Raw genomic sequence first — 25,580 nt, forward strand, 5'->3', positions numbered from 1 at the left:
AACCTATCAGGTAACATCTATGACTAAAAAGCCAGATTGTACTAGTGCGATGCAGAGCCTAATTACTGAAGTAAGGAGTGACTTTCCTTTTAACGTTCCAGAGGCAAATATTTGTGGTATATCCTGCGTTGGCTGCCCTAAAAAGCTATTAGAGATTGTTGATACTGAACTTTGTGACTGGGAGTCAAAACTTAATAATGACGTTGTGCCCAAACTTGGTGAAATATCCCAATTAGGTAAACTTTGTAAAAATGTAAGACGAGGCTTAAAACGAAATGGTCTAGTCGAATAATAAACTTGCTAATGCCCTTAGCTGCCTGTAGCACTTACCAATGAGTAAAGAGTAAAGAGTGTATGGCATTATTGCCCAAGCTCGCCATAGAGCCCTGAGATTTATCCGACTCAGTGTTCTGAAAGTTAACCTCTAGGATAGGGAGTCCTGTAGACTTTATCGATACTCTGCTCAGTCCTTACATTGTAACTATTAAAGGATGATAACCATTATATAGCACCACTAATTTCGTTAAAATTTCATTGTAATAGTGATGCCTTCTAAATAAATTAATCAGCTAACTTTTCTACCACGCTATTTGCGGCAACTAAATCACTAATCGCTGTTCCCACTGACTTAAATAGCGTTATTTCTTCACTTGATTGACGTAGCAATGATGGCGTTTTACACAGTTCAGCCAATTCACCAACGATATCATCCTTGTTAAAAGCCCCCTCAGCCATAGGAATGAGCAATTCACCCGCTTCGTTTAAGGTATTCGTTAAACTATCAACATATACCCTAGCTCGCGTTACTGTTGTTGTATCGCACTCACGCGCATCAGTCATGTGATTACCTAAGCAATCAATATGACAACCTGCACTGACGCTATTCCCATCAAAAAGTGGTGTTTTAGCCCCCGTTGCACAGCAAATAATATCAGCACTCCCTACTTCAACATTAACGTCAGTACTGGCTTTAAAAGTAACTGTTGGATACAAGGCACTAAAATCTTTGATCAATTCACTTACTTTTGCTGCATTACGTCCCCAAAGGGTAATTTGCTTAATATCTCGCACAGTTAAATGTGCTTTTACTAAATAACTTGCTAAGTTACCGGTACCAAATAACATCAAATGCTGGCTATTTTCTCGAGAAAGCAATTGACTGGCTAGCGCTGAAATAGCTGCTGTTCGCCAATAAGTAACACTCGTGCCATCGACAAGTGCTAATGGCTCTCCTGTTTGGCGTTTAAATAGCATTATTTTCGAAAACAAACCTGGTAAATCATGTTTTTGTGCGTTGTCAGGAAAGTAAGTAAAGGCTTTATTGCCAATCACTTTTTCATTCCATGAAGGCAATAGCGCAAGCGCATCATGATTGTCACTTTGCTCAGGGGCAAGTGAATAAACCTGTCGTTGTGGCATACTAAAAGGGCGACTAAAACTATGTTTTAGTAAAGGAATTAACTCTTCAAAATTAAGGTTTTGGTGGACTTGTTCGGCGCTAATAATTTTCATGGAGATCTCGTTATCACTGTTAATTATGTCAAATAGTATTTAGGTTATAATTCGCTAGAGTTCAATCAAGCCCTTAGGCGATTTGGTGATAATTTTTAAACCATCGTCTGTTAACACCACATCATCTTCTATACGTATACCACCCCAGCCAGGAATGTAAATACCCGGTTCTATGGTAATAACGCAACCTTTCTCAATAACGGTATGACAGTCAGGTCCAATAAAAGGTTGTTCATGTAAAACTAAACCAACCCCATGACCTAAACCTTCTCCGGCGTATTTTTTATATTCACTGTTTAGCAATATGTTTGCTGATTGCTGATATAAATGGCTGGCTAAAACGCCCTCAGAAATTTCATCAATTGCCGCTTGCTGTGCTGATTGCACCAATTGATAGATGTGTTTTTGCTCTGCACTTGCTTGACCAAAAACAAAGGTACGCGTCATATCTGAGCGATAACCATTAACCACAGCTCCAAAATCAATTAAGATGATATCACCAAGCTTTAGTTGCTTGTCTGAAGGAATACCGTGAGGCAAAGCACTGCGCTCACCAAATAATAAAATAGTGGCAAAAGAAACTTCTTCTGAGCCAAGTTTCGCCATTTGGTAATCAAGTTCAATAGCCAATTCTCGCTCAGTAACACCCGCTTTAACTGAATTAAGCATGGTCGCTAATGCTGTATCTGCTATTTTTGCTGCTTGCTCCATCGAAGCAATTTCACTGGTCGATTTAATAAACCGTAGCGCTTCAACAGCGCCGCTTATGGGTTCTATTTGTCTCAATTTAGTTAATTGGCTGATCTGTTGGTGAATCTGTTGCCATTGCATCACGCTAATATGTTCACTTTCAAAACCAAGGCTCTGACAATCATCTTGAAATAACAGATCTTCAATGAGCGAAGCTAAACTTTGATTAGCCCTATCGCGGCAAATAACATTAAAGTGCTTTGCTTGTGTTTTAGCTTGCTCAAAATAACGGTAATCGGTCAGTAAATAGTTGCCTTTGCTTGTCAATAAAATGGTCGCTGCATGGCCAGTAAAAGTTGAAAGGTAGCTGATATTTATATCACTAAAGATCAACATGGCACTGTAAGACTTGTTTAAAACCTTCTCTCGTAATGTTGTTAAGTTCATAATACTCCTTAAATATTTCAGTTCTTATTTTTTAAATATTTATTTATGTCAATTCGGTTATCTTAATAAAAAGCCATATTTCAACGGATCTTCAGCGTTAATAAACCACTGGCCTTTACCGCAGACATAAGCATCGCCTGTTACCTCAGGAATAACCGCATCAAACCCTGCAAAGGTCAGTGTTTCAATAGCTCGAACATGAAATGGACTCGCTAAAATACTCTCAATGGTAATCGTTTCATTTACAGCAACTTGCTGTTTAGCATGATGCAATGCTATACGTCCACTAACACCACTGCCTGTCGGACTTCTGTCCAACTCACCGTCAGCAAAAATGCAGACATTACGAGAATGAACATCTTGGTTTGGCGAGTCATCAATAAAAATCACGCCATATAAAAAGCTCAACTCGGGCGAAGTAGGATGCGAGATAGTTAACTCTGCCGCTGACGAATTGATGATGGCTTGCTTGATTTTTCGGCCATAATCAATAAGCTTTTCTTGTTGCTCGGGCACTAATGACAAATCAAGAGATGATGCTTGTACATAAGCATAAAAAGCACCGCCGTAAGCGATATCAAATTGAACCGTGCCAATGCCATCAACTTGAATTTGTTGATCTTTAGCATATACAAATGAAGGCACACACTGAAAGCTAACGTGTTTCACCACATCGTTTTGGCTATAAGCTAATGCGTGAATTTGACCACAAGGTACATCGATAACAACCTTAGTAACATCGCCTGTTCTGGCAATCACACCTGACTCAACCGCAGTTTTTGTTAAGGCAATAACCGCATGACCACACATGGTGCTATAACCTTCGTTATGAATAAACACTGCACCAAAATGGCTATCGTCTCGTTCTGCCTCGGTGATAATAGCGCCATACATATCCGCATGACCGCGTGGCTCAAACATCAATGCGCGGCGAAGTTGATCATAGTTTTTTTTGCAATCATCTACTTTTTCCAAAATGGTCTTGCCTTTAAGGGCAGGAAATCCACTGGTGATAATACGTAATGGTTCACCACCGGTATGGCACTCTAGAGAATTAATGGTTAAAAAGCTTTCTTGCTCACTTTTGGGTTGCCATTGTTCAAACTTTTCTGCTGCTTTTTTAATATTCTTAGTCATATTTATTACTCTTCCATTCACAATTTACTTGTCCACTTTTACTGATAACTAGTTGCCTAAGCGACCGATAATGACTGCTCTTTTTGTGCTAACTGCTGCTTTTGTATATCGCCAATAAAATGCTTATTAAACAAATAAAAGGCGATACAAGTAACAAAACCTAGGCACGCGATAATGACCCACATTAATTCAGGGCGTGATAATGTCGTCGCAAAGTAGCCATATAACCAACCCGAAAGTAAGCCCGCAAATAAATTACCTAATGCCATAGAAACAAAATAATACCCCATGAACATGGCCGCTTTATCCTTAGGAGCAAAGCTTGCCACATATTCTTGGCTTTTCGGTGCTGAAATCATCTCACCAACCGCAAACACCATAACCCCACAACTCACGAACAGTCCGCCAAAGATCATGGAGTGGGCAAATCCCTGCATTAACATAGAAAGGGATAAAATGGCGGTACCGACAATCAACGCGGGCAAGGCTTTAAACTTGTCGACAACGTGACTGATAGCAATTTGAAAAACAATGATCATTAAAAAATCGATACTTAATATAGTCGCAGGGTTCATTTGACGGTATTGCGTCGACCACTGCATCGCTATATCTTTACTTAATGCTTGTGCACTTGAGTCGGTTACTAACTGCGCTTGATTTAGTTGAGCAAAAACATGGATAATTTCATGCTCAGGAATACGTACATCGAGCGCAGAAAGTGTGCGTATAACTTCTTGTAAAACCGCTGGACTGTGGCCAATATTAACCTCTCGATAATACTCAGCTAGTCGTGATATTTCCCCCGATAGGATGTCGATATTAACTGACGTTAAAACATCATGTAGCCAAGGACTAAATGAATAGAGAAGCGAAACCAAATCTGAACTATCGACAAAATCTCGAATATAGACAGGTAAAGTGACGAAAATTTGCATATAGACAGTCCAAAATCCTGTCAAAATAAGCAAATAAATCATAAAAGGTTTATTGCCCATGCGCATTTTTTGTAAATACCATGGCAAACTTACTGGCGCTAGCAAGTGTTGTGCTGTGACTTTAATGTTATTAAGAGTATCACTGCTATCAGAAACAAAGTTGCTATTAGGGGCACTATATTTCGCCACAATAACATCCCAAATAGCAGCACTTATCACAAGAAAAGCAACAATTAACAGCGTACTTTGTGCGCCAATAAAACCGGCATAAAAAGCGACTAACAGCACCAATAAAGGCACGACTAATAAGGCTAAACGGAAATTGCCAAGTACCTGCTGCATTTCTTGAAAAACTTGTTTCAGTGTTTTATTTTTTGCATGACGTTCAGGTTCTTTATAGAAGAATAACGCTGGAATAAAATTTACCGAAATCCAAATACACGCAAAAATGAACACCCATTGCCAACCATAATGCTTTTGAATTATCGGCGCTAATACTGGACCTAAAAAGCCGCCAATATTAACCATCATATAAAAAATGCCAAAACCTAAACCACGATTTGTATCATCCGTTGTTCGGCTAATGGTTGCGGTGACGACCGGTTTAAAAATTCCTGCCCCAAGGGCTATCAACATGAATATGCTCATAAAACTTGTTAAATCTTTGGCATAACCTAAGAAATAATAACTAGGCGCCATTAAGGTAAAAGACAGCAAGAACATTTTTCGATAGCCAAATCTGTCTGCTAGTGCGCCAGAAACAACAGGAAATAAATAAAGAAAGAAAGGTACCACTCCCATAATCAAGCCACGTTCAGTATTACCCAGACCTAAGCCGCCTTGAGAACTTGGCGTCATAATATAACTAGCAAGCAGCGTGTACATGCCATACCACGCAAGTCGCTCAAAAATCTCCATGGTATTGGCTACATAAAAGGATCGCTGAAAAGGACTTCGTTTAGTTTGATTCACTCTCTTATCCACCGATATTTTTTTATTATTGGTTATTGACCATTGATCATCAACAACGTTGTGCAACATTGAACATTGCATAAATCAACAAGGCTAAAGTTAAAAGTAAAAAAAAGCCAAGTACATAACATGTACTTGGCTTTTAAATTAGTCTTTCAACAATGTCGGTAATAACTCAGCCGGCATATTTTGATAACAGATAGGACGTCTGAACCGGGTAATCGCTTCACTTCCCACTGATGTTGTTCTGATATTAGTTGATGCTGGAAATGGACCACCGTGATTCATTGAAGCACACACTTCAACACCAGTAGGCATTTGATTATAAATCAGTCGACCTACTTTATGGGCAAGACGTTGACTTAGCACTTTGGATTCAGCTAAATCACTATCTAAGCCGTGAATACTCGCGGTTAAATTACCTTTAAGTAATGTTACAAACTGCATCATTTCAGCCGTGTCTGCACAGCGAACAACCAAAGCACTAAAGCCAAAAACTTCTTCTTGTAATAATGGCGTTTTGGCGAATGTAGCCAGATCAGTGGCAAATAAAGACGCTGAACACTCTTGCTCATTTCCACTAAGGCCTGTTGATAGCAAGCTAACACCGCTAAGTGTTTTACGTTCTGCAACAGCAGCTTTATAGCTTGCACACATGGCAGGCGTTAACATAACACCAGCAATTTGTTGTACTAACGCTTCACTTGCTGAAGTAACAAATGTTTGATAGTTAACGCTATCTTTACCGCCTACTACAACCCAAACACCAGGGCTGGTGCAAAATTGCCCTTGTCCCATCATTAATGAAGCAACTAAACCTTGTGCTATTTCAGCGCCATCTTGTGCCACTTTATTAGGCATAATAAATTGCGGGTTAATGCTGCCAAGCTCACCATAAAAAGGAATAGGCTCAGGGCGTTGATGAATTTGCGCTTGCAGAATCATACCTACACGTTCAGAGCCAGTAAAACCAACGGCCTTCACTAATGGATGAGTAACAATTTGAGTTGCTATTGCGTAGTTTTTACCTTGGATAAGCGAAAAAACACCACGGTCTAATTCACAAGTATCAATCGCTTTAAGAATTGCTCTTGCCACTAATTCAGCGGTAGCCGGATGTGCGGCGTGTGCTTTCATCACCACAGGACAGCCCGCAGCTAAAGCCGATGCAGTGTCTCCACCCGCAGTAGAGAAAGCAAGAGGAAAGTTACTTGCTGCAAAAACACCAACGACACCTAAAGGTAAATAACCTAAACGGGTATCAGGTTTTGGTAACGGTTGACGATCATTGTTTGCTTGCTCAACAACGCCTTGATACTCACCTGCTTCTAATAAATCAGCAAATAAACCAAGTTGGCCAATTGTTCTGCCTCGCTCGCCTTGAATACGCATTGCAGGTAAACCTGTTTCACCACAAGCGGTTTCAACAAGTTCATCACCTAAGGCAAGAATCTCAGCCCCAATGACACGTAAGAAAGTGGCGCGTTTTTTTGCACTTAACTGGCTATAAGTAGTGAATGCTTCATTGGCACGGTTGACAGCGGTGTTTACTTCAAGCGCTGTTGCCTCAGCAAACCCAAGATCAATAGCACAATGTGTTTGGGCATTAAATGCTTTAAAGCCACCTTGTGTATTGCCTGACCATTCGCCAGCAATTAAATTCTGTCCTGTTATTGTCATTTTCTTACTCACTTATGTTGCTAAGTGCCTTCATTGAATAAACGCACTGGATATAATCTGTATACAAACAAGAGATAAGATGGAAACTTTCCATACTTTAACTCTTTGTTAGCTCTGTATTATTTAGGTTACTTAACGCTAAAACCAAAGGCGTAAGGGTCATCGTCATCAATGGTAATGCAGTTTTTTGCAAACACTTTTGCCCAACCTTGAATACTTGGCATTATGGCAGTGATAGTTTTACCTTCACTACCAAGCTCAACCACGCCTTCAACCTTGCCGGTAAATTGACTACCGATATAACTCTCATGCACAAAAGTATCACCTAAAATCAGCTCGCCTTTGGCAAATAACTGCGCCATTCTCGCGCTAGTACCTGTACCACAAGGTGAACGGTCAATGGCTTTATCACCATAAAACACTGCATTGGCTGCATCAGAGCCTTTAGTTTGTGATTTCCCTGTCCACAAAACGTGGCTGACACCATTAACACTGGCATCTTCGGGGTGAACACAAACAAGCATTTTACTGGCTACTTCACGGACAATAGGGCTCCATTGGAGTATTTCAGCAGCACTCCATTGTTCAATACCGGGGAAGTTTTTTTGTGGTTCAACAATCACGTAAAAATTACCGCCGTAAGAAACATCAACAGTTAGCTTACCTAACTCTGGAATATCTAAGGTGATATCTCGGTGTGCTAAATAGGAGGCAACATTAAATATTTTAACGTTAGAAACTTTGCCATCACTTTCTTGATACTCAATGACAATTTGACCTGCAGGTACATCGATAATGAGCTTACCAGGTATTTTTGGCGTGATAATACCGCTTTCTAATCCCGCAGTAACAGTGCCGATAGTGCCGTGACCACACATAGGTAAACACCCAGAAGTTTCAATAAATAGAATTGAGGCGTCGGCATTATCACTACAAGGTGGATACAAAAATGCACCCGACATCATATCGTGCCCACGGGGTTCAAACATTAAACCTCGACGGATCCAGTCATAACGCTCAATGAAATCAAGCCGCTTTTCACTCATGGTTTCACCTACTAAGTGAGGGTGACCACTAGTCACTAACCGAACCGGATTACCGCAAGTATGCGCATCAATACAAAAAAATGTACCCTTAACCATATTGTCCCCAAGCGTTGAGCTTTAGCGTGCTTAAAATAGTGATGCGCGAGCAATTAAACTGATTTTCAAAACTCACGCATTAATGAAAGGTTGAGAATTAATCTAAGTTGAATTTGCTTAAATCGATACGGTTAGCAACGGCTTCGTTATAAATACGTTCAACGTTTGCACGCTCAGCACCAACTAAAGGCATACGTGGAGCACGTGTTAATTCGCTACCGCGGCCGGCAAGTTGTTCGCATAACTTGATGCACTGCACAAGCTTAGGTACGGTATCTAAACGTAATAAAGGTAAGAACCAACGCCAAATTTCAAGCGCTTCGGTATAACGTCCCTGCTCTGCTAATTTATAGATAGCTACAGACTCTTTTGGGAATACGTTTGTTAAACCCGAAATCCAACCGGTACAACCCAGCATTAAAGATTCAAGGGCAATATCATCTACGCCGCCAAAAATAACAAAACGATCGTCAAAAGCAGAGTACAACTCAGAAATACGACGAGTATCCTCAGTTGCTTCTTTAATTGACACTATGTTGTCTTCTTGAGCCAAGATTTTCATGCCTTCAATACCGACGTCGACACCATAAGTAACAGGGTTGTTGTAAATCATAATAGGTAAACCACAGTTACGTGCAATTTGCTGGTAATGGTTTACGGCCTCACTTTCATCAGACTTGTAAATCATGCCTGGTAATACCATTAAGCCATCAATGCCTATTTCTTCACAGGCTTGTGAGAATTCGATAGCAAACTGAGTCGAGGTTTCAGCAACACCCGAAAGTAAGGGAACACGCCCAGCAACAACTTCTTTTACTGCTTTTAAGATAGCAATTTTTTCTTCACGGGTATGTGAAGCATTTTCACCAACAGTACCCAAAACAATGATGCCGTTAACACCTTCATTGATAATGGTATCAACCATTTTAGTAGTCGCTTCAAAGTTAATAGATAAATCTTCGTTGTATTGCGTTGTTACTGCTGGGTAAACACCTTGCCAGTTTACGTTCATAATATTCTCTTCATTCTTCGTGATTAAAGACCAATCGCGTAGTTCCACAATTGGCTTTGATAAACTATTGCTAGTCAGATTTAAATATATTGTATACAATATTTAATTTGTGGCAAGTATAATTTTGATTTAACCTCAACTCTGCTTAAGAGATAGATAAACCAGTAAATTATTGTTAAATACATTTAAAAGAATCTATAGCGAGGTAGTTTTTCTTAATTTAAGGCAAATTTACGCGTCAATAGCTTGCCTATTGCAAGTAGATTTAACGCCGAAGTAAGTAAAATTAACCGTTATAGGAGTATTTATTAAGCCGTGTTGAGGTTATTTAACCAAAATGCCAATAACACTATCGATTTAAACTTTCAGTCATCACAGGGTATTAGTTAAATGAGCACAGCAATTGGTCAAGAAGGTAATAACAAACAACAAACAGTTGCGGTTATCGGTGCTGGCATTATCGGTATAAACTGTGCGTTAGAATTACAAAGCTTAGGCTATCAAGTCACTTTGCTTGATAAAGAAGGTATTGGTTCAGGCTGCTCTAAAGGAAACGCAGGTCACTTTGCTACAGAACAAGTCTTTCCACTTGCTGAGTTTTCATTGTTATGGCAGATGCCAAAATTACTGCTTGATCCGCTTGGGCCTGTCGCTTTATCTGCCAAGCACTTCATCAAAGCCATTCCTTGGTTTATACAATTTTTTAATAATATGCGACCGACGCTACGTGACAAGAACAAGAAAGCCCTCCAAGCACTCAATAAAAATGCCATCAGTCATTATACGGCGCTATTGAAAGCCGCTGAGGCCGAGCATTTAATTAGCTTAAATGGTTCGTTATTAGTCTTTGAAAGCAATGATCGAACTAAAGTTGAGGTTATGTATTTGCATTATTTAACTGCGGGTATTGCGGTAAAGCTTTTAGATAGAACTCAAACCCTTGAGTTAGAGCCCAACTTAAGCGGCAATATCAACTATTCACTTTATTTTACTGATGTCGCTCATACTATTGATCCCCTAGCGCTTAGCAAAACCCTGGCTGAGTTTGCTATGTGTAAGGGCATGACCTTTCAACAAACAGCAGTAACCGCGGTGACTCAGTCACAAACGGGCGTCACCGTACTAACAGATCAGCAATGTTTACATGTTGATCACTGCGTTATCGCGTGTGGTGCTTGGTCAAAAGAATTACTAAAAGGCTTAAATTATCAATTACCTATTGAAGCTGAACGCGGTTATAGCTTGAGCTTACCTATTTCAGCAACAGCAAATTCGCCTTTATCTCGCCCGGTTGCATCAGCCGAGCGCCGCTTTATTATTACCCCAATGGAAAACACCTTAAGACTTGCAGGCACTGTGGAATATGCAGGGCTTAATACGCCAGCAAACTATAAACGCGCTGAGATGCTAAAAGAAAATGCCGCATTTATTTTAAAAACATTACCTGATAGTGAAGAGAAGCAAGAAAAGTGGATGGGGTGTCGTCCGTCATTACCCGATTCATTACCTGTAATTTGCCAAGCGCCAAACCATGATAAAATTTTCTTCGCGCTCGGTCATCAACACTTAGGGTTAACTCAAGGAGCGATCACCGGAAAGCTTATTGGGCAGCTAGTTAGCGGACAAACAACTGAAATCAATGTAGAGCCTTTTTGTATCAGCCGTTTCAACTAGGTTATCGTTAGTTCAAGAAAACATAACCAATAAAACCAAGCCAACTAACACCTAATAATAACCAAGGTAAATAATTACTACTTTGGATTTCGGTTAGTTCAGTGGTTTCTTCTGTCAGACGCTGCTTTTGCTTTACTTGTTGTTTACGATCTTTATCTCGCTCACGTGACTTTTTACTTTGCAGTTTTTTATACTCTGCAATACCTTTTTCTATCCCTTGGGCAATGAGCTTGGTTTGCTCTTTCGTTTGCCCTTTTTTTTGTGTAGCTTTGGCAACTTTCAGCGCTTGATCTTGAGTTTCTTGTGATACTTTATTATTCATAGATAAAATCTCTTTTTTGCTAATACCAAACTAGTCAAATAGTTAAAAAGTGCCGCTAAAGTTAATGCCGTAATGCCCACTTTTAGCGATAGGCGAAATAGTAATACCTGAGTAGGGTTCGGTGAAATAGAGGCCTGAAATAATACCAATAGCAGCCCCCGCTAAAACGTCTTCTAGATAATGCTTATCGCTTTCAACTCGACTATAACCGACAAAAGTAGCACCTATATAAGCCGGAATGGCCCACTTCCAGCCATAACGCTGCTGAATAAATGTTGCTGCAGCAAAACTATCAGCCGTATGGCCTGAAGGAAATGAGTCCTCATCTGAGTCATCTGGTCGGTCTTTATCTACTGCATACTTTAAGCCTTCCACTGCCACACGAGAAACAACTCCTGTTTTTATAAGCTGCCAGCTGCCTTGATAATCATCCTCTATCACTAGCGTTGCGCCAAGGGCCGCTGCAGGTAAAAGTAAATGGATGATATCCCCTGATTTTTCTAAAGAGGATTTTGCAAGTACAGGAACTGTAAATAGTAATAAAAATATAAATGAAAGTGTTTTCACCAAGCTAACTCATAAAATAACAAATCGTGGCCGTCTTTATACCTAGCAAAATCAATAATTGCAAAGATGATTTGACTGAATACGACGAGATAGCAGGATAATTAACAAAAATACAATGCATAACTATTTTATGCTCTAGCCTTACAAATATAAAGGTCTATCGTGGCTGTAACAATGTCCTCGTCGAGTAAACCCTACTGTTAAACGTATCTAGGTTGACATTTTATTAACATACGCGAAAATGTCAGTGTTCAAAGTAGTACTGATCACAATTAACTGTTAACCATAAGCTAAAATAAATAGTTAAACAATGTAATGAAGCAGCATAAAAATCCTATTGGATACAGCAAAATCAGGTTGTTTTAATAACGCTACAAACCGTATTACTAATTAATTTAAAAAGAGACTTATTCTATGAAAAAAACTTTGATAGCAATTGCCTTAGCTACTACCGTTATTGGCGGTTGTGGCATGTTTGACGCGAGTAATGACAACAATAATAAAAGTACTATGGCCAGTAAAGCCGAACTAGGAAGCTTTGGTGTTGATTTAAGCGCCCGCAATGAAGTCGTTAAACCTGGTGATGACTTCTTTATGTATGCAAGTGGGACTTGGTATGACCATTATGTAATGCCTGCCGACAAAACACGTTTTGGTGCTTTTACCGGGTTAGCTGAGCGCAGTGAAACACAAGTAAAAGAAATTATTGACGATATTACTAGCCGTACTGATTTAAACGCCGATGAACAATTAGTGGCTGATTTTTATCAAGCCTATATGGACACTGAAACCGTTAATGAATTAGGCATCAGCCCAATTCAGTCAACGTTAGATCAAATTAGCGCAGTAAAGAATACTACAGACTTAACCAAAGTATTTGGTGAAGCATGGTTATCAGGGGCTAAATCTCCTATTGGCGGTTATATGTGGTTTAACCGTTTAAACCCAAATCAATATGAAATGTCTGTTGGTGCTGGTGGTTTAGGTCTTCCTGATCGTTCTTACTACTTAGAAGAAAGTGAACGATTTGTGAAAACGCGCAATGCGTATGTAGAACATATCGTTACTATGTTGAGCTTTGCCGGAATAGAAAACGGTCAAGCACGTGCTGAACAAATTTTAGCGCTAGAAACTAAAATAGCGCAAGGTCATTGGCCACGTGAGAAAAAACGTAATCGTGACTTAACCTTAAACCAAGTACAACGTACCGATTTGGCTAAACAATATCCAGATTTTGACTGGGATACTTACTTCGCTCAATCTGGCTATAAAGTGCCACAACTTAATATTTCTCAACCTGAACCCGTTAAAGCAATGATCGCTTTGGTGAATTCAGAGCCGTTATCGGTTTGGCAAGACTATTTAACCTTCCATACTATTAGTGGTAATGCCGATTTATTATCTGAAGAAATTTATGCTGCTAACTTTGCTTTTTATGGCAAAGAGTTAAGCGGCCAACAAGAGCCTCGTCCACGTTGGAAGCGCGCTATTGGCGAAATGTCAGATACCGAGTCTTTAGGTTTTGCTATTGGTAAAGTGTATGTAGCCCGTTTCTTTCCTGAAAGTTCGAAACTGCAAATGGCTCAACTCGTTGAAAATTTACGTACCGCACTTGGCCAACGTATCGATGGCCTTGATTGGATGGGCGAAGAAACCAAAGTTAACGCGCATGCTAAGCTTGCCGCATTTAATCCTAAAATTGGTTACCCTGATGTATGGCAGGAATTTGATGGCGTAACCATTTCTAAAAATGACTTGGTTGGTAACATCAAACATCTTCGTCAATTTTTTAATGCTGATAGCGTTGCTAAAGAGTTAAAGAAAACCGACCGTAGCCGCTGGGGCATGACGCCACAACGTGTAAACGCCTATTACAACAGTTCATTTAATGAAATTGTATTCCCTGCGGCAATTTTACAACCACCATTTTTCGATCCAAATGCTGATGCCGCGGTTAACTACGGTGCCATTGGTGCGGTAATTGGTCATGAAATGGGCCACGGTTTTGATGATCAAGGTTCAAAGTCCGATGCTAATGGTATTCAACGTAACTGGTGGACTGATGAAGACCGTGATGCCTTTGATGCTAAAGCGGACCAATTAGTTGCACAATACAATAAGTATGAGCCTATTCCTGATAACTTTGTTAACGGCCGAAACAGCCTAGGCGAAAACATTGGAGATGTTGGCGGTTTATCAATGGCCTACCATGCTTATAGATTAAGCTTAAATGGCAAAGAAGCACCGGTTATTAACGGTGTGACAGGTGATCAACGTTTCTTCTTAGCTTGGGCACAAGTATGGAAAGAAAAACGCACTGAAAAGAGCATGTTAAACCAGTTACGTGGTGGCACACATGCACCAGGTCGCTTTCGTGCTCAAGCACCGCGTAACCATGATGCATGGTACAAAGCGTTTGACGTAAAACCAGGTGATGCCTTGTATTTACCAGAAGATGAACGTGTTCGTATTTGGTAATAATAATACTGGAGAAATCGTTTAACAGATAATCCTCCCAACAACGAAATGCCAGTCAGGTAACCTGACTGGCATTTTTTATTGCTTGAGATAATATTTAAAGCACCTTTATTACATCAATTTTATGTTGTAATAATTATATTTACATATTCAACTTTAAAAGAATCAAATGAAAATAAAGGTTCAAAAACAAGGCGCTTGATTGAGCAATAGCGGGCTATTTTGATTGAAAGCAACGACGTTATTGGATATTTAGACCATTTGAAAATCACCACTTCGCCAGATAATTAAGACTAGTTAAACTTAAAGCGCGATACCAATTCATTCAGATGGATAGCTTTATATCTGAGCTCACTGCAGGCAATAGAGGTTTGCTGAACTATATCGCTATTAGCACGTGAAATATCAGCAACGGCAGTAACATGAGGGTTAATCTCACCCACTACATTCGATTGCTCCCCGGTAGCGGTAGCAATTTGCAGATTCATATCATTCATTATACTAATACTCTCAGAAATACTTTCTAAGTGTTTGCCCGAATGACCCGCTTCTGTTTGACTAGTAGTGCTGAGCTCTGTGCTATGAGAAATAGCGGCAACCACTTCTTCTGTTTTTGCTTGCAACTTTTCAATGATATTTCTAATCTCTTTGGTTGAGTCATGACTGCGTGATGCAAGAGTTCTTACTTCATCAGCGACGACGGCAAAACCTCGCCCTTGCTCTCCAGCGCGAGCCGCTTCGATAGCAGCATTTAACGCCAATAAATTAGTTTGCTCTGACACACTACGTATTACTTCAACCACAGTATCAATAGAGCGAGCATCCTCAGCTAATTGGGCGATCATAGTACTAGTAGAAACTAACTGCTCGCTCATGTCGGAAACACTCGCGATAGTTTGTACCACTGAATCATTACCTTGCTGCACTGTTTCATCAGCAGCTTGTGCACTTTGTGCGGCATTATTAGCGCTGCCGGCAATTTCTTCTGCAGTCATGCCCATTTCATGCATTGCCGTAGCAATTTGCTCCACTCGGCTCACTTGCTCATTTATCTCAGATTCCATGGATTTGGCTTGAGCATCTATTTCATCAATCGCTGCCGCTAATTCATTCCCAGTATTATAAACTTGTTGTAATAATTCACTTAAATGACTTACAAATTGGTTATAACCTCTTGCCATAGTACCCGCTTCATCTTGACGTGAATCATCTAAACGATGCGTTAAATCACCACCACCTTTACCAATTTCAGCCAACATATCAGCGAGCTGGCCAAAAGGTGCAATTAAACGAGAAATAAGCCAAGTACTTACAAATGCAAAAATAACCGCAATAATAACGCCCATCATCACTAAGGCCCATGTCGCTTGGGTTAATCCACCAAGCACTTCTTCTTTAGCTACCTCTGCAATCACATACCAACCAATACTCTCTAAATAACGACTCGCAATAAGGGTTTTAGTGCCATTAAGGGTAAATTCAGCTGAACTAAACTGAGCTTTTGATAAGAGATCCTGGCTGTTACTAACACCAATATCAGCTAAGTTTTTACCAATTTGTTGAGTATCAGGGTGAAGTTTGATCTTGCCCTGTTGATCAACTAAAAATACCTTACCTGTTTGTGCAATACGGTACTGGCTTATGCTGTTAGCCATATTCTCTAGTGATAAACCAACGCCTACAACAGCACTAGGTTTACCCGAAACGTTCATTGAATAATTAATAAATAAGGTCGGTATATTAGTTTCTTCATCAACATCTAAGCTCAGTTCATATTTTTTACCACTATTGATAAAGCCATAAAACCATTGGTCTTTATTTTCTTGTGGAGACAAGGTTTTAAAAAGCCCGCTAGGCGTGAAATATTTTCCAGTATTGGCTGAGACTAAAAAGGCACTTATTGTATTAAATTCACTCTGGATATTTTTCAAATAAGTAATGACTTGCTGATGATCACCCTCTTGTTCGCCATTGGCAATAAACTGCTGAGAGTAAAGGTTACTAGACATAGTTTGCGCTACGGTAATGGGTAACAATAATTGCGCATCAAGGTTATTGGCTACCTCACCCAGCGCTGCGGGTAACTCTCTTTCAATTGCAGCCTCCAAAATAATAGCGCGGCTTGAGTTAAGGGCAAAAGCACTAACAATCAATATAGATAGCACCACAGCGGTCAAGGTAGTAAGTACAACTTTACGACGAATAGTTAAATTCAGCATAGATAAATATCTTCCTTTAGCGTAAAACAGAGTAGAAATAGGGGGTAATACAGGCTCTGAAAAATATCGAACTATTTATTTTTCAGTTTAATTAATTAAAGGACTATACCCAAGCCACATGAAGATGCAGGTTACAGCTGGAATTAGAAACGCTTTTAGGCAAGGCATTGATTGAAGAGAATAGTTATTCTATTGTCGAAATCAATAACGTAGCATAAAGCGTTTCTAAACCAGCCCTGCAGGGACGTCTGAGCAAATCATGCTCTTCGTTTTCTCCTTTGTTAAGGGAATAACCATTAATAAAAGGAGGTGCCTTGATCATGAATCGCTCAGGCGTCCTGAAATAAGCATCTTCAAGTGGTTTGGGTATAAACCAATTAAACAATAGACCACATCACATCATAATTTTTAAAATTTTCTTAAGCACCAACTAGTGATTTCATATTATGGAATGTGAAACAAATTAAAGAAATTATAAATGAAAATATGCTTTCTCTAGAACAAACAAAAAAAAACCAAGCTGCATTAGCTTGGATTTTGGTGTTGTATCTTTTAGGGGCTGTTGATCTTTCGAGATTGTTTTTGCAGCGATTTGTTGGGTATTTATACAAGGCAGAGTCTTTGTCATGTGGTTGTTCCACATAAAAAGACGATAACGCCGTAAAAATGACCAACAAATGCTGTCCGAAGGATTCGGCTAAAAGCGTTTTACTCTTTGTTGAGTAGTATTTGCTTAGAATGACTAGGCTACACACTACTCGTCGCGATTAAAACGCTTTTATCTCGAACAAAATTTAACCGCGAAAGATCAACAGACCCTAGTAATAAAATAACTTTCAGGTACGATTTTTTACCCTACTGATTCTTGTTATTCTACTCAACTGCCTTGGTTTTATATTTTTCAAACCAAGCAAGAGTATGTTCGATTTTAGTAATCATTCTTGACGGTTTTCCCGCAATACCATGAGGCGAACCGGGTACTTTGACTAACACAGTATCAATCTTTCTTAGTTTAAGCGCTTGATAAAACTGTTCAGTCTGCGCCATTGGTGTACGTAAATCTTCTTCACCCGTCATCAACATAGTCGGTGTTGTAACGTTACCTACTAATGACATTGGAGAACGTTTCCAATAATGTTCAACGTGTTCCCAAGGCATTCCTGGAAATTGTGTAGGTATTTGCCCTAAACCACTATCCGCTGTTAACACTTTACTTAACCAGTTAATAACCGGTTTAACGACTACCGCAGCAGAAAATCGATCAGTTAAGCCAATCGCATAAGCCGTAGCGATACCACCAGCAGAGCCACCAGCAATAAACAAATTATCTTCATCAATAAAGCCCAAACCTAACATAGCATCTACACCTGAATTATGATCGGCAAAATCTTCTTTAGAGCTGTATTTATACTTTAATAACATGGCAAAACGTTCGCCGTAAGAACTACTACCGCGATGGTTATCATAGAAAACAACATAACCTTGCGCTGCAAAGCGTTGTAGTTCAGCAGAAAAGTGTGGACCGTAAGCTAAGTGTGGACCGCCGTGGATCTCTAAAATAAGTGGGTACTTTTTCTTAGGATCAAAGTTTGGAGGGGTAACGTACCAACCTTGAATAGGCTCATCATCAAATGATGATTTATAATTAATTTCAGTGACTTTACCTAAACTTTTATGTGCCAATAAATCTTCATTTAATTGTGTAAATTTAACAAGTTTTTTACGGGTATTGATAACCGAAATATCTGCTGGACGTGAACTACTGCCTTGAGTAAAGGCCATATAACCTTCACTTGAAGCCGTAAAGCTACCACTGATATAAGGACGGCCAATGCTACTTCCCACTAAGGTATCCGTTAAGTCTTTAACTTTACCTTTGGTGGAGATGGTTGCCAATTTACGCTTACCAAAATCATCATAAGTCATCGCTAACAATGAGCTTGATAACCATTGTGGATCTTGTATAGAACGGTCAAAATCACTCGCAATTTCACTCGCTTTTTTAGACTTCCAATTCATAATGTTTAATTTGGCATTACGATAAGGGTTCAATGCGTTAGAAGTCGACAAAAAGGCAAGTTTCTCACCATTTTCAGAAAATACAGGATTAAACTCTTTACCCGGTGAAGAGGTTAACTGCGTTAACTCACCACCTTTTACCATCACTTTAAATAAATCACCTTCAAGTGATTTATATTCCCAATCGGATATGCGATTTGCTGAAAAAACGATAGCATCACTTTTTTTATTCCAAGCAAGCGTTCCTTTATGATGAAAATCCCCTTGAGTGATCTGGCGTGGAGTGCCGCCCTCACTAGGTAAAACAAAAATATGTTTGTAACCTGGTTTAAGCAATCCACGGCCATCTGCTTGATAATATGCTTGGTCAATAACAACGACAGGTTTTGACCATTTAGCCCCTTTAGGCTTTTTAGGCATTTTGGCAATAACCGTTCTTTTGTCGGTAACAAGCTGTGTAAACGCGAGCCATTTTCCATCTGGTGACCAGGTTAAACTGCCCACACCGCCTTGTACTTGGCTGACCAAAGCTGTGCGATTTTGTTCAAGGTAATGCACGTGTATTTGATAACTACCGGTTAAATTACTGACAAAGGCAATTTTTTCGCCATCAGCAGACCAACGCGGTTGTGAATATTGTTTGTCGTCAGAAAAAAGTGGCAACTGCTTTTTACTGTTCACATCAATCAACCATAGATTTTTATTTTTATCATCGGTCATAATATTGTTTGAATTTCTGATATAAACAATTTTTTCGCCATCAGGAGATATTTGTGGATCGCTGGCATATTCCAGTGAGAAAATATCTTTAGCTTCAAAGAGGTTACTACCCCCTGTACTACCAGCTACTGTAGTATTTGCCACTGTTATGAAGGGTGTCGTTAGGACACTAACAGCTAAAGCTAATCGACAAGAAAAGCGAGAAAAATAACGCATTGGTTTACTCCAAAATAAAAGTGAGTGTACGGTTGGCTCACCGAGTGATAATTAACAATCTATTATTGTATACAAAATATCTTAAATTCACAGGTCATTTACTGGCTTTTGTCTTATATCTTGGTGAGTTAGTCGCAAGTGATAGGTTAAACCTCTTAAAAGACAACATTAATAGTTAACTTTTCACTGTGATACACTCTTTATAATTTGTTTATCCAACATTTATACCCCAAGGAATATTCATGAAAAAATTTATGCTGGCCGTTGGTTTTTCAACGCTGCTACTGGGCTGCTCTGATAATGAAGTAGGTGATGTTTCATTAGGTATGTTTACGCTCAAGGATATTAAACTAAATACCTTAGTTGACCCAACAGTGCCGGGCGTTACTTGTCATATAGCAAGTGTTGAAGCAAATTTGAGCTTATCTGATCCTAGTGATAGTTCAATCGCTTGTCGTCAAACCGGTGAAATTACCTCAGCAATGGTTGCTCAAATAGATAAAAGTAAATCCGGCGAAGTGGTCTTTAAAAAATCAAAAAGCATCTTTTTTAAAACCATGAAAGTAAGACGTATTTATGACGCCCAGAATCAAACGTTAATGTATTTGTCTTACGCGACCAAAGAAACCTCAGGAAGTTTTAAGCATAGTCTTTCTACCGTTCCTTTATGGGGAACTAAAGCCTATACAGAGCCACAAATCACGTTAAAAAATGACGGTTAAATTGGTGATTACAACTACTCATTAGAGTAAGCAATTGCATTGAACTGCTTGGTAGTAGAGATAACTAAGCAGTCAAAAGAAAAGATGAAGCTATCTCATTATATTTGACTGCTCTAGTAATATTACTGACGTTAGTATTTATTACCCTAACAACTGCTGAACCAACGTTTGACATGTTAACTTATGCCACAGGCTGTGTGAAAACTCCCATCGTAAAATTTTTATGCGACGCTACGTAAATTAACCGGTGATTTGATGTCTAACGTACTACAGAACTTAATCTACAGCGCCTTTTTTCGTTGATATTATCCAATTATGCAAGTTCGAAATAGTTTTCACACAACCTGGCCACACTGCTGACCTAAATTAGTCCTCCAAATTAGGCAGTTTTATGTTCACTTAGATACGAAAGCTGACATTCTCCAAAACATAGTTATATTTAAGATGAATTCAGTTTAATTATTGTTGTTTATCCATAAACTTGAACTATATTTTGTAGGTATGTGACGTAAATATAACCATTTATGTCATCGTCTTATTAATATAACAGTCTTCCCTAAAACCTCATGTAAGGTATAACTGATGAATCGAATAAAATATTTGCGAACCATATTGCTTGGTATCATTGCACTACTAACAAGTACACTGACTTTGGCAGATACAAAGCCAAATATTATTGTGATTATGGCTGATGATGTAGGGTGGGCAAGCTTAGGGAGCTATCATCAAGGCATTAAAAGTATTGAAACACCTCACCTTGATAAACTTGCTAGCCAAGGCGTTCGTTTAACTGATTATTATTCACAGCCCTCTTGTACTGCTGGGCGTTCTGCTTTTATTACAGGACAATTACCTGTTCGTACTGGCATGCACACAGTTGGTTTACCCGGTGAGAAAAAGGGGCTTCACCCTGATGATCCAACGATTGCCTCTTTACTCAAATCAGAAGGGTATACAACAGGTCAATTCGGTAAAAATCATTTAGGAGATCTTAATGAATACTTACCTACTAACCGTGGTTTTGATGAATATTGGGGCTGGTTATATCATTTAAATGCGATGGAATATGCTGCAGATCCTGACTGGCCAAAAGATAAAGCTTTCAATGACCAGTATGGCCCACGTAACGTTATTCATTCTTATGCTACGAATAAAGATATGAAAAAAACAGACCCCCGCTGGGGAGCTGTAGGCAATCAAAGAATTATAGATGATGGTCCTGCGCTGCCAAAACGTCAAGAAACGCTAGATGATGAGGTAACAAAACATACCTTAAACTTTATGTCTAAAGCGGTATCAAATAAAACGCCTTTCTTTATTTGGATGGCCCCAGCCAGAGCGCATGTATGGACCAACTTACAACCGAAGTACGAAAAGCAATTAGGTAATGGTAAAGGTTTACAAGATATTGTGATGAAAGAGCTCGATGATAACGTAGGTAAAGTTTTAGCTAAAATTGAAAAACTTGGTATTACGGACAACACCATTGTGGTTTTCACTTCTGATAATGGACCTGAAACAATGACTTGGCCAGATGGTGGTACAACACCTTTTCATGGTGAAAAAGGTACTACCTGGGAAGGTGGATTCCGTGTACCTGCAATAATTCGCTGGCCGGGTAAAATACCAACAGGTAAAGTTTATAACGGTATTTTTGATAGTATGGACTGGTTACCTACACTTATTTCTGCTTCTGGTGGTTCAAATAACATAGGTGCTGATCTATTAAAAGCTCAGACACCTGTACATCTCGATGGTTATAACCAGTTGACTTTTCTTCAAGGAAAATCAGAAAGTAAACGCTCAGAAATTTTCTATTATAACGGCACTAAATTACAAGCCGTACGTAAAGGTGATTGGAAAGCACATTTTGCCGTACAAAATAATGGTTGGTCAGGGGCTGTTGATGATTTGAATGCTCCGCTGTTATTTAATTTACGTCGAGACCCATATGAAAAGGCTGCAGATGAGTCTGGAATGTATACCAAGTGGATGGGTAAAAAAATGTGGGCATTTGGACCCGCTAAAACAATTGTTCAGCAACACATTATGTCTCTTCAAAAGTTCCCACCCCGCGGTGCAAGTATGAAAAATAAGAACGAAATAGAAGAACAGGTTACAAATGAGCAAGGTCTAGCCCAATAGTTTATATATTGTATTGGGCATTTAAATAAAGCACATCAAAACGGCATACTCTATTTTATCTTATGGAGTATGCTTTTTTTATGTAACAAACATAAAAATCAATGTGTGTTTAGAGTATAAAAAGCAAGACGAAATTTGACATACCAACAGCAGTTTTGAGCTTAAACCAGCCCCACAAGTGAGCAGGGGTTTTGGCTAATATTACCCTAAATATGTTCATGAATTTGCAAAGGTTTAATGTCCGCTATTGGCTAACTGTTGACCTAAAGAATGACCGATAGCTAACGTCTTCAATACGCACAAAGTGATCATTTCAGGAAACTAACGCCCGCTTTAGGTAAGGTCACACTAAATTGAGCGCCTTGTAACTTAGGTGAGTTTTCAATAATAATCTCGCCATGGTGCCACTCAACAATACGCTTAACGATAGCAAGGCCCATTCCATAGCCTTTAACTTTTTTCTCAGTACTTTGTCCTCGAATAAAAGGTTTAAGTATTTGTTCTCTCTGCTCTACTGGGATCCCAGGTCCATTGTCTGCAACCGTTACAACAATATCACTTCCTTGCGCTATTATTTTCACCGCTATCTTTCCCTGACAATACTGATGGGCATTTTGTAATAAGTTACTCATTAAAATCATTAAATAAGAGAGATCACCATCAACGAACACCGCTTGCTTCGGCGCATGATAAGTTAATTGAATATCATCCTGACTTTTATTTTTGATACAAGTCGTCGTCAGTGCTGCAAAATCAACTGGCGCTTTGTTTATAGTAATTAAGGTTTGATCTAAACGCGCGTAACTCAATAAGCTTTCTACCAAATCAACCATTTCATCAACATTATCACTAATACGCTGTTCAAAACGTTTTCTCAAAACAGGGTCATCTTCTTCTTGTATGGTATCAATGCCAAAACGGATACGTGCAAGCGGTGTTCTTAAGTCATGAGAAACCGCACTACTGAGTAGTTTTATATCGGTAACTAAATCATCTATACGCTGCGCCATGCGATTAAACTCTAGCTCTAAATCACGGATATACGAAATAGAACCCACATCAATTCGCTGGTTCAAATTACCTTCGCCAAATGATTTCGCCGTTTGACGTAATGTCATTAGCCTTCTCATTAGCGGATAAAGCCACAGCAGCATTAATAACAGTACCGCTAGATAAAATAGGCTGGTCAGTAAAATGGGTAAAAATGAATTATTTTGATGAACCGTTACTGGAGGAGTTGTTAACACCAAGAGTTCGTCAGTCGCTGGCAGATAAAAATGCATGGCGATACTATCATCGGTTTCAAGTAATAACGGCTGTCCTGCAATCAAATCGGCAAGTAAAGCTTTTGGTAGAGGGAAATTTGTTAACGGCTTTAAACGCAACGACAACGGCCCCTCATTCGGCCATTGTTCAATAAAATCTTGGCGGTTATCAATGCCAGAAAGGGCGATTGATAAGTGAGTACCTACTTGCTCTAAAGTATCAACAACACTCTGCTGCCCACTCGTTTCTTGTTGTGATTGGGTAGTGCTTTGATCGAGATTTTGGTTGAGATATTGATTATAAATACCATCAAACATCCAGCCTAAACCGATTGTTGCGATAAGTACCACAGCAACTAATGAAAGTGTTAAATAGCGCATGAGTTAACCATTATGTTCAAATGAGTAGGTTTAAAGGGACTAGCAAAGTGATTACCAAACATCATTAGCAAATAAATAACCTTTGCCCCAAATCGTTTTAATACGAAAAGGCTCTGATGAATCATCTTTTAGTTTTTTACGTAACCTTGAAATGCGTAAATCAATTGAGCGGTCAAAACCATCATAATCAAATCCACGAAAATGACTAACAAGCTCTTTACGCGAAACTACCTGCCCTGCTTTTGTAGCAAGAAACCATAAAACATCAAATTCATTGGAAGAGACTTTGATCGACTCGCCATCAAGGGTAACGCTTCGGGCTTGTTCGCTAATCACCAAGCCGCTAAATTTTAATACGCCTTTGGATTCAAGTTCATCATCCGTTAACTGATGAGTACTGGTTTTATCTGCGGTACGAGATTTATCTTCTCGGCGAAGTAAACCTCGAATGCGGGCTAGTAATACTCTTGCTCTAACGGGTTTAGTTATATAATCATCTGCCCCCATTTCTAGTCCAAGTACTTCGTCTATTTCTTCATCACGTGCGGTGATCATAATAATAGGGTTATCAAAGGTGGCTCGAACTGTTTTACAGACATCGAGCCCATCCATTCCTGGTAGCATGCCATCAAGTAAGACAATATCAGGGTTGAGTGATTGTATAAGATCAACCGCTTCATCACCGCGATGGCAAGTGGTTACCTTAAAATCACGTCCTGTTAAGTAATCAGCTATCCACTCAGCGAGATCAACATCATCTTCTACCAATAAAATATGCGGTCCCGCTTGTGCTGTCATCAACCCCTACCCCTATTCAATGTCTTATTATTGCGATTTTTCTATTACTAGAAGCTATATCTAAAAAATACTACTCAAAGGTATGGCTAAAAGATACGCCATGACTTTCTTGGCTGACCTTTCTTCTTATGTACCCATGCCATTTTTACCACCGCAGTTGCCACTGATAAACTTTCATTCTGACGCCTTAATGAAAATTCTAAATTGACCTTACTATCAAATGATTTTTTTATTTCACCCATAGAGCTATTTATCCAGCAATTAAGCGCTTTAGACTCTCCTGCGGTATATAAGCAATAATTGCCAGGTGTATCAACTTGCCAACTTAACTCGACTGAGACATAACAAGCCTGACCTTGGCGCATAGCAACGCATTGCTCAGGACTTACTTTCATGCTGGCTTGAATGTCGGTTGCATTCGCCACTGAACTTATTACCAGTAATAGCATTAATAAGCATGACGTTTTTATTTGTAAAAGCAGCCTTTGTAACTGCTTTTTAATTTTATTAAGCTTTTTAGCGTGCAT

General features: G+C 39.3%; 19 protein-coding genes and 1 pseudogene. 5 read left to right on the top strand and 15 right to left on the bottom strand.

The window, feature by feature from the left end:
• Positions 1–19: 19 nt before the first annotated feature.
• Positions 20–292 carry a hypothetical protein gene (locus ESZ36_RS06300; RefSeq protein ID WP_146785193.1) on the top strand — a complete coding sequence of 91 codons (273 nt, stop codon included), beginning with the start codon at positions 20–22 and terminating at the stop codon, positions 290–292.
• Positions 293–561: 269 nt separating this feature from the next.
• On the opposite strand, the gene lhpI is transcribed toward ESZ36_RS06300, so the two are convergent.
• The 7 genes from lhpI to ESZ36_RS06335 all read right to left on the bottom strand — a co-directional run bounded on the left by lhpI (position 562) and on the right by ESZ36_RS06335 (position 9,527).
• Complete coding sequence (gene lhpI / locus ESZ36_RS06305) at positions 562–1,512, bottom strand: bifunctional Delta(1)-pyrroline-2-carboxylate/Delta(1)-piperideine-2-carboxylate reductase (protein ID WP_146785194.1); 951 nt, start codon at positions 1,510–1,512, stop codon at positions 562–564.
• Positions 1,513–1,566: 54 nt separating this feature from the next.
• Positions 1,567–2,649, bottom strand: a complete 1,083-nt coding sequence (locus ESZ36_RS06310; RefSeq protein ID WP_146785197.1) for a M24 family metallopeptidase — start codon at positions 2,647–2,649, stop codon at positions 1,567–1,569.
• A 57-nt stretch (positions 2,650–2,706) separates the two neighbouring features.
• Positions 2,707–3,786 (bottom strand): proline racemase family protein, encoded by a 1,080-nt coding sequence (locus ESZ36_RS06315; RefSeq protein ID WP_146785199.1) that lies wholly within the window; start codon positions 3,784–3,786, stop codon positions 2,707–2,709.
• A gap of 56 nt (positions 3,787–3,842) precedes the next feature.
• Positions 3,843–5,762 carry an MFS transporter gene (locus ESZ36_RS06320; protein WP_246129006.1) on the bottom strand — a complete coding sequence of 640 codons (1,920 nt, stop codon included), beginning with the start codon at positions 5,760–5,762 and terminating at the stop codon, positions 3,843–3,845.
• Positions 5,763–5,840: 78 nt separating this feature from the next.
• Positions 5,841–7,373: an aldehyde dehydrogenase (NADP(+)) gene (locus ESZ36_RS06325; protein WP_146786106.1), complete on the bottom strand. Its 1,533-nt coding sequence runs from the start codon at positions 7,371–7,373 to the stop codon at positions 5,841–5,843.
• A 128-nt stretch (positions 7,374–7,501) separates the two neighbouring features.
• Positions 7,502–8,515, bottom strand: a complete 1,014-nt coding sequence (locus ESZ36_RS06330) for a 4-hydroxyproline epimerase (protein ID WP_146785202.1) — start codon at positions 8,513–8,515, stop codon at positions 7,502–7,504.
• 97 nt (positions 8,516–8,612) lie between these two features.
• Entirely contained in the window at positions 8,613–9,527 is a 915-nt protein-coding gene (locus ESZ36_RS06335; protein WP_146785205.1) for a dihydrodipicolinate synthase family protein, read from the bottom strand.
• 390 nt (positions 9,528–9,917) lie between these two features.
• On the opposite strand from ESZ36_RS06335, the gene ESZ36_RS06340 reads away from it, so the two are divergent.
• Complete coding sequence (locus ESZ36_RS06340; RefSeq protein WP_146785208.1) at positions 9,918–11,201, top strand: NAD(P)/FAD-dependent oxidoreductase; 1,284 nt, start codon at positions 9,918–9,920, stop codon at positions 11,199–11,201.
• A 7-nt stretch (positions 11,202–11,208) separates the two neighbouring features.
• On the opposite strand, the gene ESZ36_RS06345 is transcribed toward ESZ36_RS06340, so the two are convergent.
• Both ESZ36_RS06345 and ESZ36_RS06350 read right to left on the bottom strand, forming a co-directional pair.
• On the bottom strand, positions 11,209–11,523 hold the full coding sequence (locus ESZ36_RS06345; protein ID WP_146785210.1) for a DUF2956 domain-containing protein: 315 nt from the start codon (positions 11,521–11,523) through the stop codon (positions 11,209–11,211).
• A gap of 42 nt (positions 11,524–11,565) precedes the next feature.
• Positions 11,566–12,090 (bottom strand): phosphatase PAP2 family protein, encoded by a 525-nt coding sequence (locus ESZ36_RS06350; protein WP_170235785.1) that lies wholly within the window; start codon positions 12,088–12,090, stop codon positions 11,566–11,568.
• Between the two features lie 414 nt (positions 12,091–12,504).
• Here ESZ36_RS06350 and ESZ36_RS06355 point away from each other — a divergent pair, with 414 nt between their 5' ends.
• Positions 12,505–14,568 (top strand): M13 family metallopeptidase, encoded by a 2,064-nt coding sequence (locus ESZ36_RS06355; RefSeq protein ID WP_146785216.1) that lies wholly within the window; start codon positions 12,505–12,507, stop codon positions 14,566–14,568.
• A 293-nt stretch (positions 14,569–14,861) separates the two neighbouring features.
• On the opposite strand, the gene ESZ36_RS06360 is transcribed toward ESZ36_RS06355, so the two are convergent.
• From ESZ36_RS06360 to ESZ36_RS06375, 3 genes and pseudogenes are all read right to left on the bottom strand, one after another.
• Entirely contained in the window at positions 14,862–16,787 is a 1,926-nt protein-coding gene (locus tag ESZ36_RS06360; RefSeq protein WP_146785219.1) for a methyl-accepting chemotaxis protein, read from the bottom strand.
• A gap of 554 nt (positions 16,788–17,341) precedes the next feature.
• Positions 17,342–17,542, bottom strand: a pseudogene (locus ESZ36_RS22820) (hypothetical protein); the annotation flags it as partial.
• Between the two features lie 118 nt (positions 17,543–17,660).
• Entirely contained in the window at positions 17,661–19,742 is a 2,082-nt protein-coding gene (locus tag ESZ36_RS06375) for a S9 family peptidase (protein ID WP_146785225.1), read from the bottom strand.
• A gap of 242 nt (positions 19,743–19,984) precedes the next feature.
• Here ESZ36_RS06375 and ESZ36_RS06380 point away from each other — a divergent pair, with 242 nt between their 5' ends.
• Together ESZ36_RS06380 and ESZ36_RS06385 are read left to right on the top strand one after the other, a co-directional pair.
• Complete coding sequence (locus ESZ36_RS06380) at positions 19,985–20,464, top strand: CreA family protein (RefSeq protein WP_146785228.1); 480 nt, start codon at positions 19,985–19,987, stop codon at positions 20,462–20,464.
• A 582-nt stretch (positions 20,465–21,046) separates the two neighbouring features.
• A complete protein-coding gene (locus tag ESZ36_RS06385) occupies positions 21,047–22,609 on the top strand; it encodes an arylsulfatase (RefSeq protein ID WP_146785231.1) in 1,563 nt (520 codons plus the stop codon).
• Positions 22,610–22,917: 308 nt separating this feature from the next.
• Here ESZ36_RS06385 and ESZ36_RS06390 read toward each other — a convergent pair whose 3' ends face one another.
• The 3 genes from ESZ36_RS06390 to ESZ36_RS06400 form a co-directional block, all read right to left on the bottom strand.
• On the bottom strand, positions 22,918–24,255 hold the full coding sequence (locus tag ESZ36_RS06390) for a HAMP domain-containing sensor histidine kinase (protein WP_146785233.1): 1,338 nt from the start codon (positions 24,253–24,255) through the stop codon (positions 22,918–22,920).
• A gap of 51 nt (positions 24,256–24,306) precedes the next feature.
• On the bottom strand, positions 24,307–25,053 hold the full coding sequence (locus tag ESZ36_RS06395; RefSeq protein ID WP_146786110.1) for a response regulator: 747 nt from the start codon (positions 25,051–25,053) through the stop codon (positions 24,307–24,309).
• Between the two features lie 86 nt (positions 25,054–25,139).
• The gene (locus ESZ36_RS06400) at positions 25,140–25,580 is read right to left on the bottom strand and encodes a DUF3019 domain-containing protein (RefSeq protein WP_146785236.1); all 441 of its coding nucleotides are present in this window, start codon (positions 25,578–25,580) and stop codon (positions 25,140–25,142) included.

This window comes from Colwellia demingiae (genome assembly GCF_007954275.1).
Lineage (GTDB): Bacteria > Pseudomonadota > Gammaproteobacteria > Enterobacterales > Alteromonadaceae > Colwellia > Colwellia demingiae.

What these genes read in the sequence shown, in the direction of transcription:
- ESZ36_RS06300 (WP_146785193.1), top strand. Translation starts at nt 20, where the DNA reads ATGACTAAAAAGCCAGATTGTACTAGTGCGATGCAGAGCCTAATTACT.
- lhpI (WP_146785194.1), bottom strand. Translation starts at nt 1,512, where the DNA reads ATGAAAATTATTAGCGCCGAACAAGTCCACCAAAACCTTAATTTTGAA.
- ESZ36_RS06310 (WP_146785197.1), bottom strand. Translation starts at nt 2,649, where the DNA reads ATGAACTTAACAACATTACGAGAGAAGGTTTTAAACAAGTCTTACAGT.
- ESZ36_RS06315 (WP_146785199.1), bottom strand. Translation starts at nt 3,786, where the DNA reads ATGACTAAGAATATTAAAAAAGCAGCAGAAAAGTTTGAACAATGGCAA.
- ESZ36_RS06320 (WP_246129006.1), bottom strand. Translation starts at nt 5,762, where the DNA reads ATGTTGCACAACGTTGTTGATGATCAATGGTCAATAACCAATAATAAA.
- ESZ36_RS06325 (WP_146786106.1), bottom strand. Translation starts at nt 7,373, where the DNA reads ATGACAATAACAGGACAGAATTTAATTGCTGGCGAATGGTCAGGCAAT.
- ESZ36_RS06330 (WP_146785202.1), bottom strand. Translation starts at nt 8,515, where the DNA reads ATGGTTAAGGGTACATTTTTTTGTATTGATGCGCATACTTGCGGTAAT.
- ESZ36_RS06335 (WP_146785205.1), bottom strand. Translation starts at nt 9,527, where the DNA reads ATGAACGTAAACTGGCAAGGTGTTTACCCAGCAGTAACAACGCAATAC.
- ESZ36_RS06340 (WP_146785208.1), top strand. Translation starts at nt 9,918, where the DNA reads ATGAGCACAGCAATTGGTCAAGAAGGTAATAACAAACAACAAACAGTT.
- ESZ36_RS06345 (WP_146785210.1), bottom strand. Translation starts at nt 11,523, where the DNA reads ATGAATAATAAAGTATCACAAGAAACTCAAGATCAAGCGCTGAAAGTT.
- ESZ36_RS06355 (WP_146785216.1), top strand. Translation starts at nt 12,505, where the DNA reads ATGAAAAAAACTTTGATAGCAATTGCCTTAGCTACTACCGTTATTGGC.
- ESZ36_RS06360 (WP_146785219.1), bottom strand. Translation starts at nt 16,787, where the DNA reads ATGCTGAATTTAACTATTCGTCGTAAAGTTGTACTTACTACCTTGACC.
- ESZ36_RS06375 (WP_146785225.1), bottom strand. Translation starts at nt 19,742, where the DNA reads ATGCGTTATTTTTCTCGCTTTTCTTGTCGATTAGCTTTAGCTGTTAGT.
- ESZ36_RS06380 (WP_146785228.1), top strand. Translation starts at nt 19,985, where the DNA reads ATGAAAAAATTTATGCTGGCCGTTGGTTTTTCAACGCTGCTACTGGGC.
- ESZ36_RS06385 (WP_146785231.1), top strand. Translation starts at nt 21,047, where the DNA reads ATGAATCGAATAAAATATTTGCGAACCATATTGCTTGGTATCATTGCA.
- ESZ36_RS06390 (WP_146785233.1), bottom strand. Translation starts at nt 24,255, where the DNA reads ATGCGCTATTTAACACTTTCATTAGTTGCTGTGGTACTTATCGCAACA.
- ESZ36_RS06395 (WP_146786110.1), bottom strand. Translation starts at nt 25,053, where the DNA reads ATGACAGCACAAGCGGGACCGCATATTTTATTGGTAGAAGATGATGTT.
- ESZ36_RS06400 (WP_146785236.1), bottom strand. Translation starts at nt 25,580, where the DNA reads ATGCACGCTAAAAAGCTTAATAAAATTAAAAAGCAGTTACAAAGGCTG.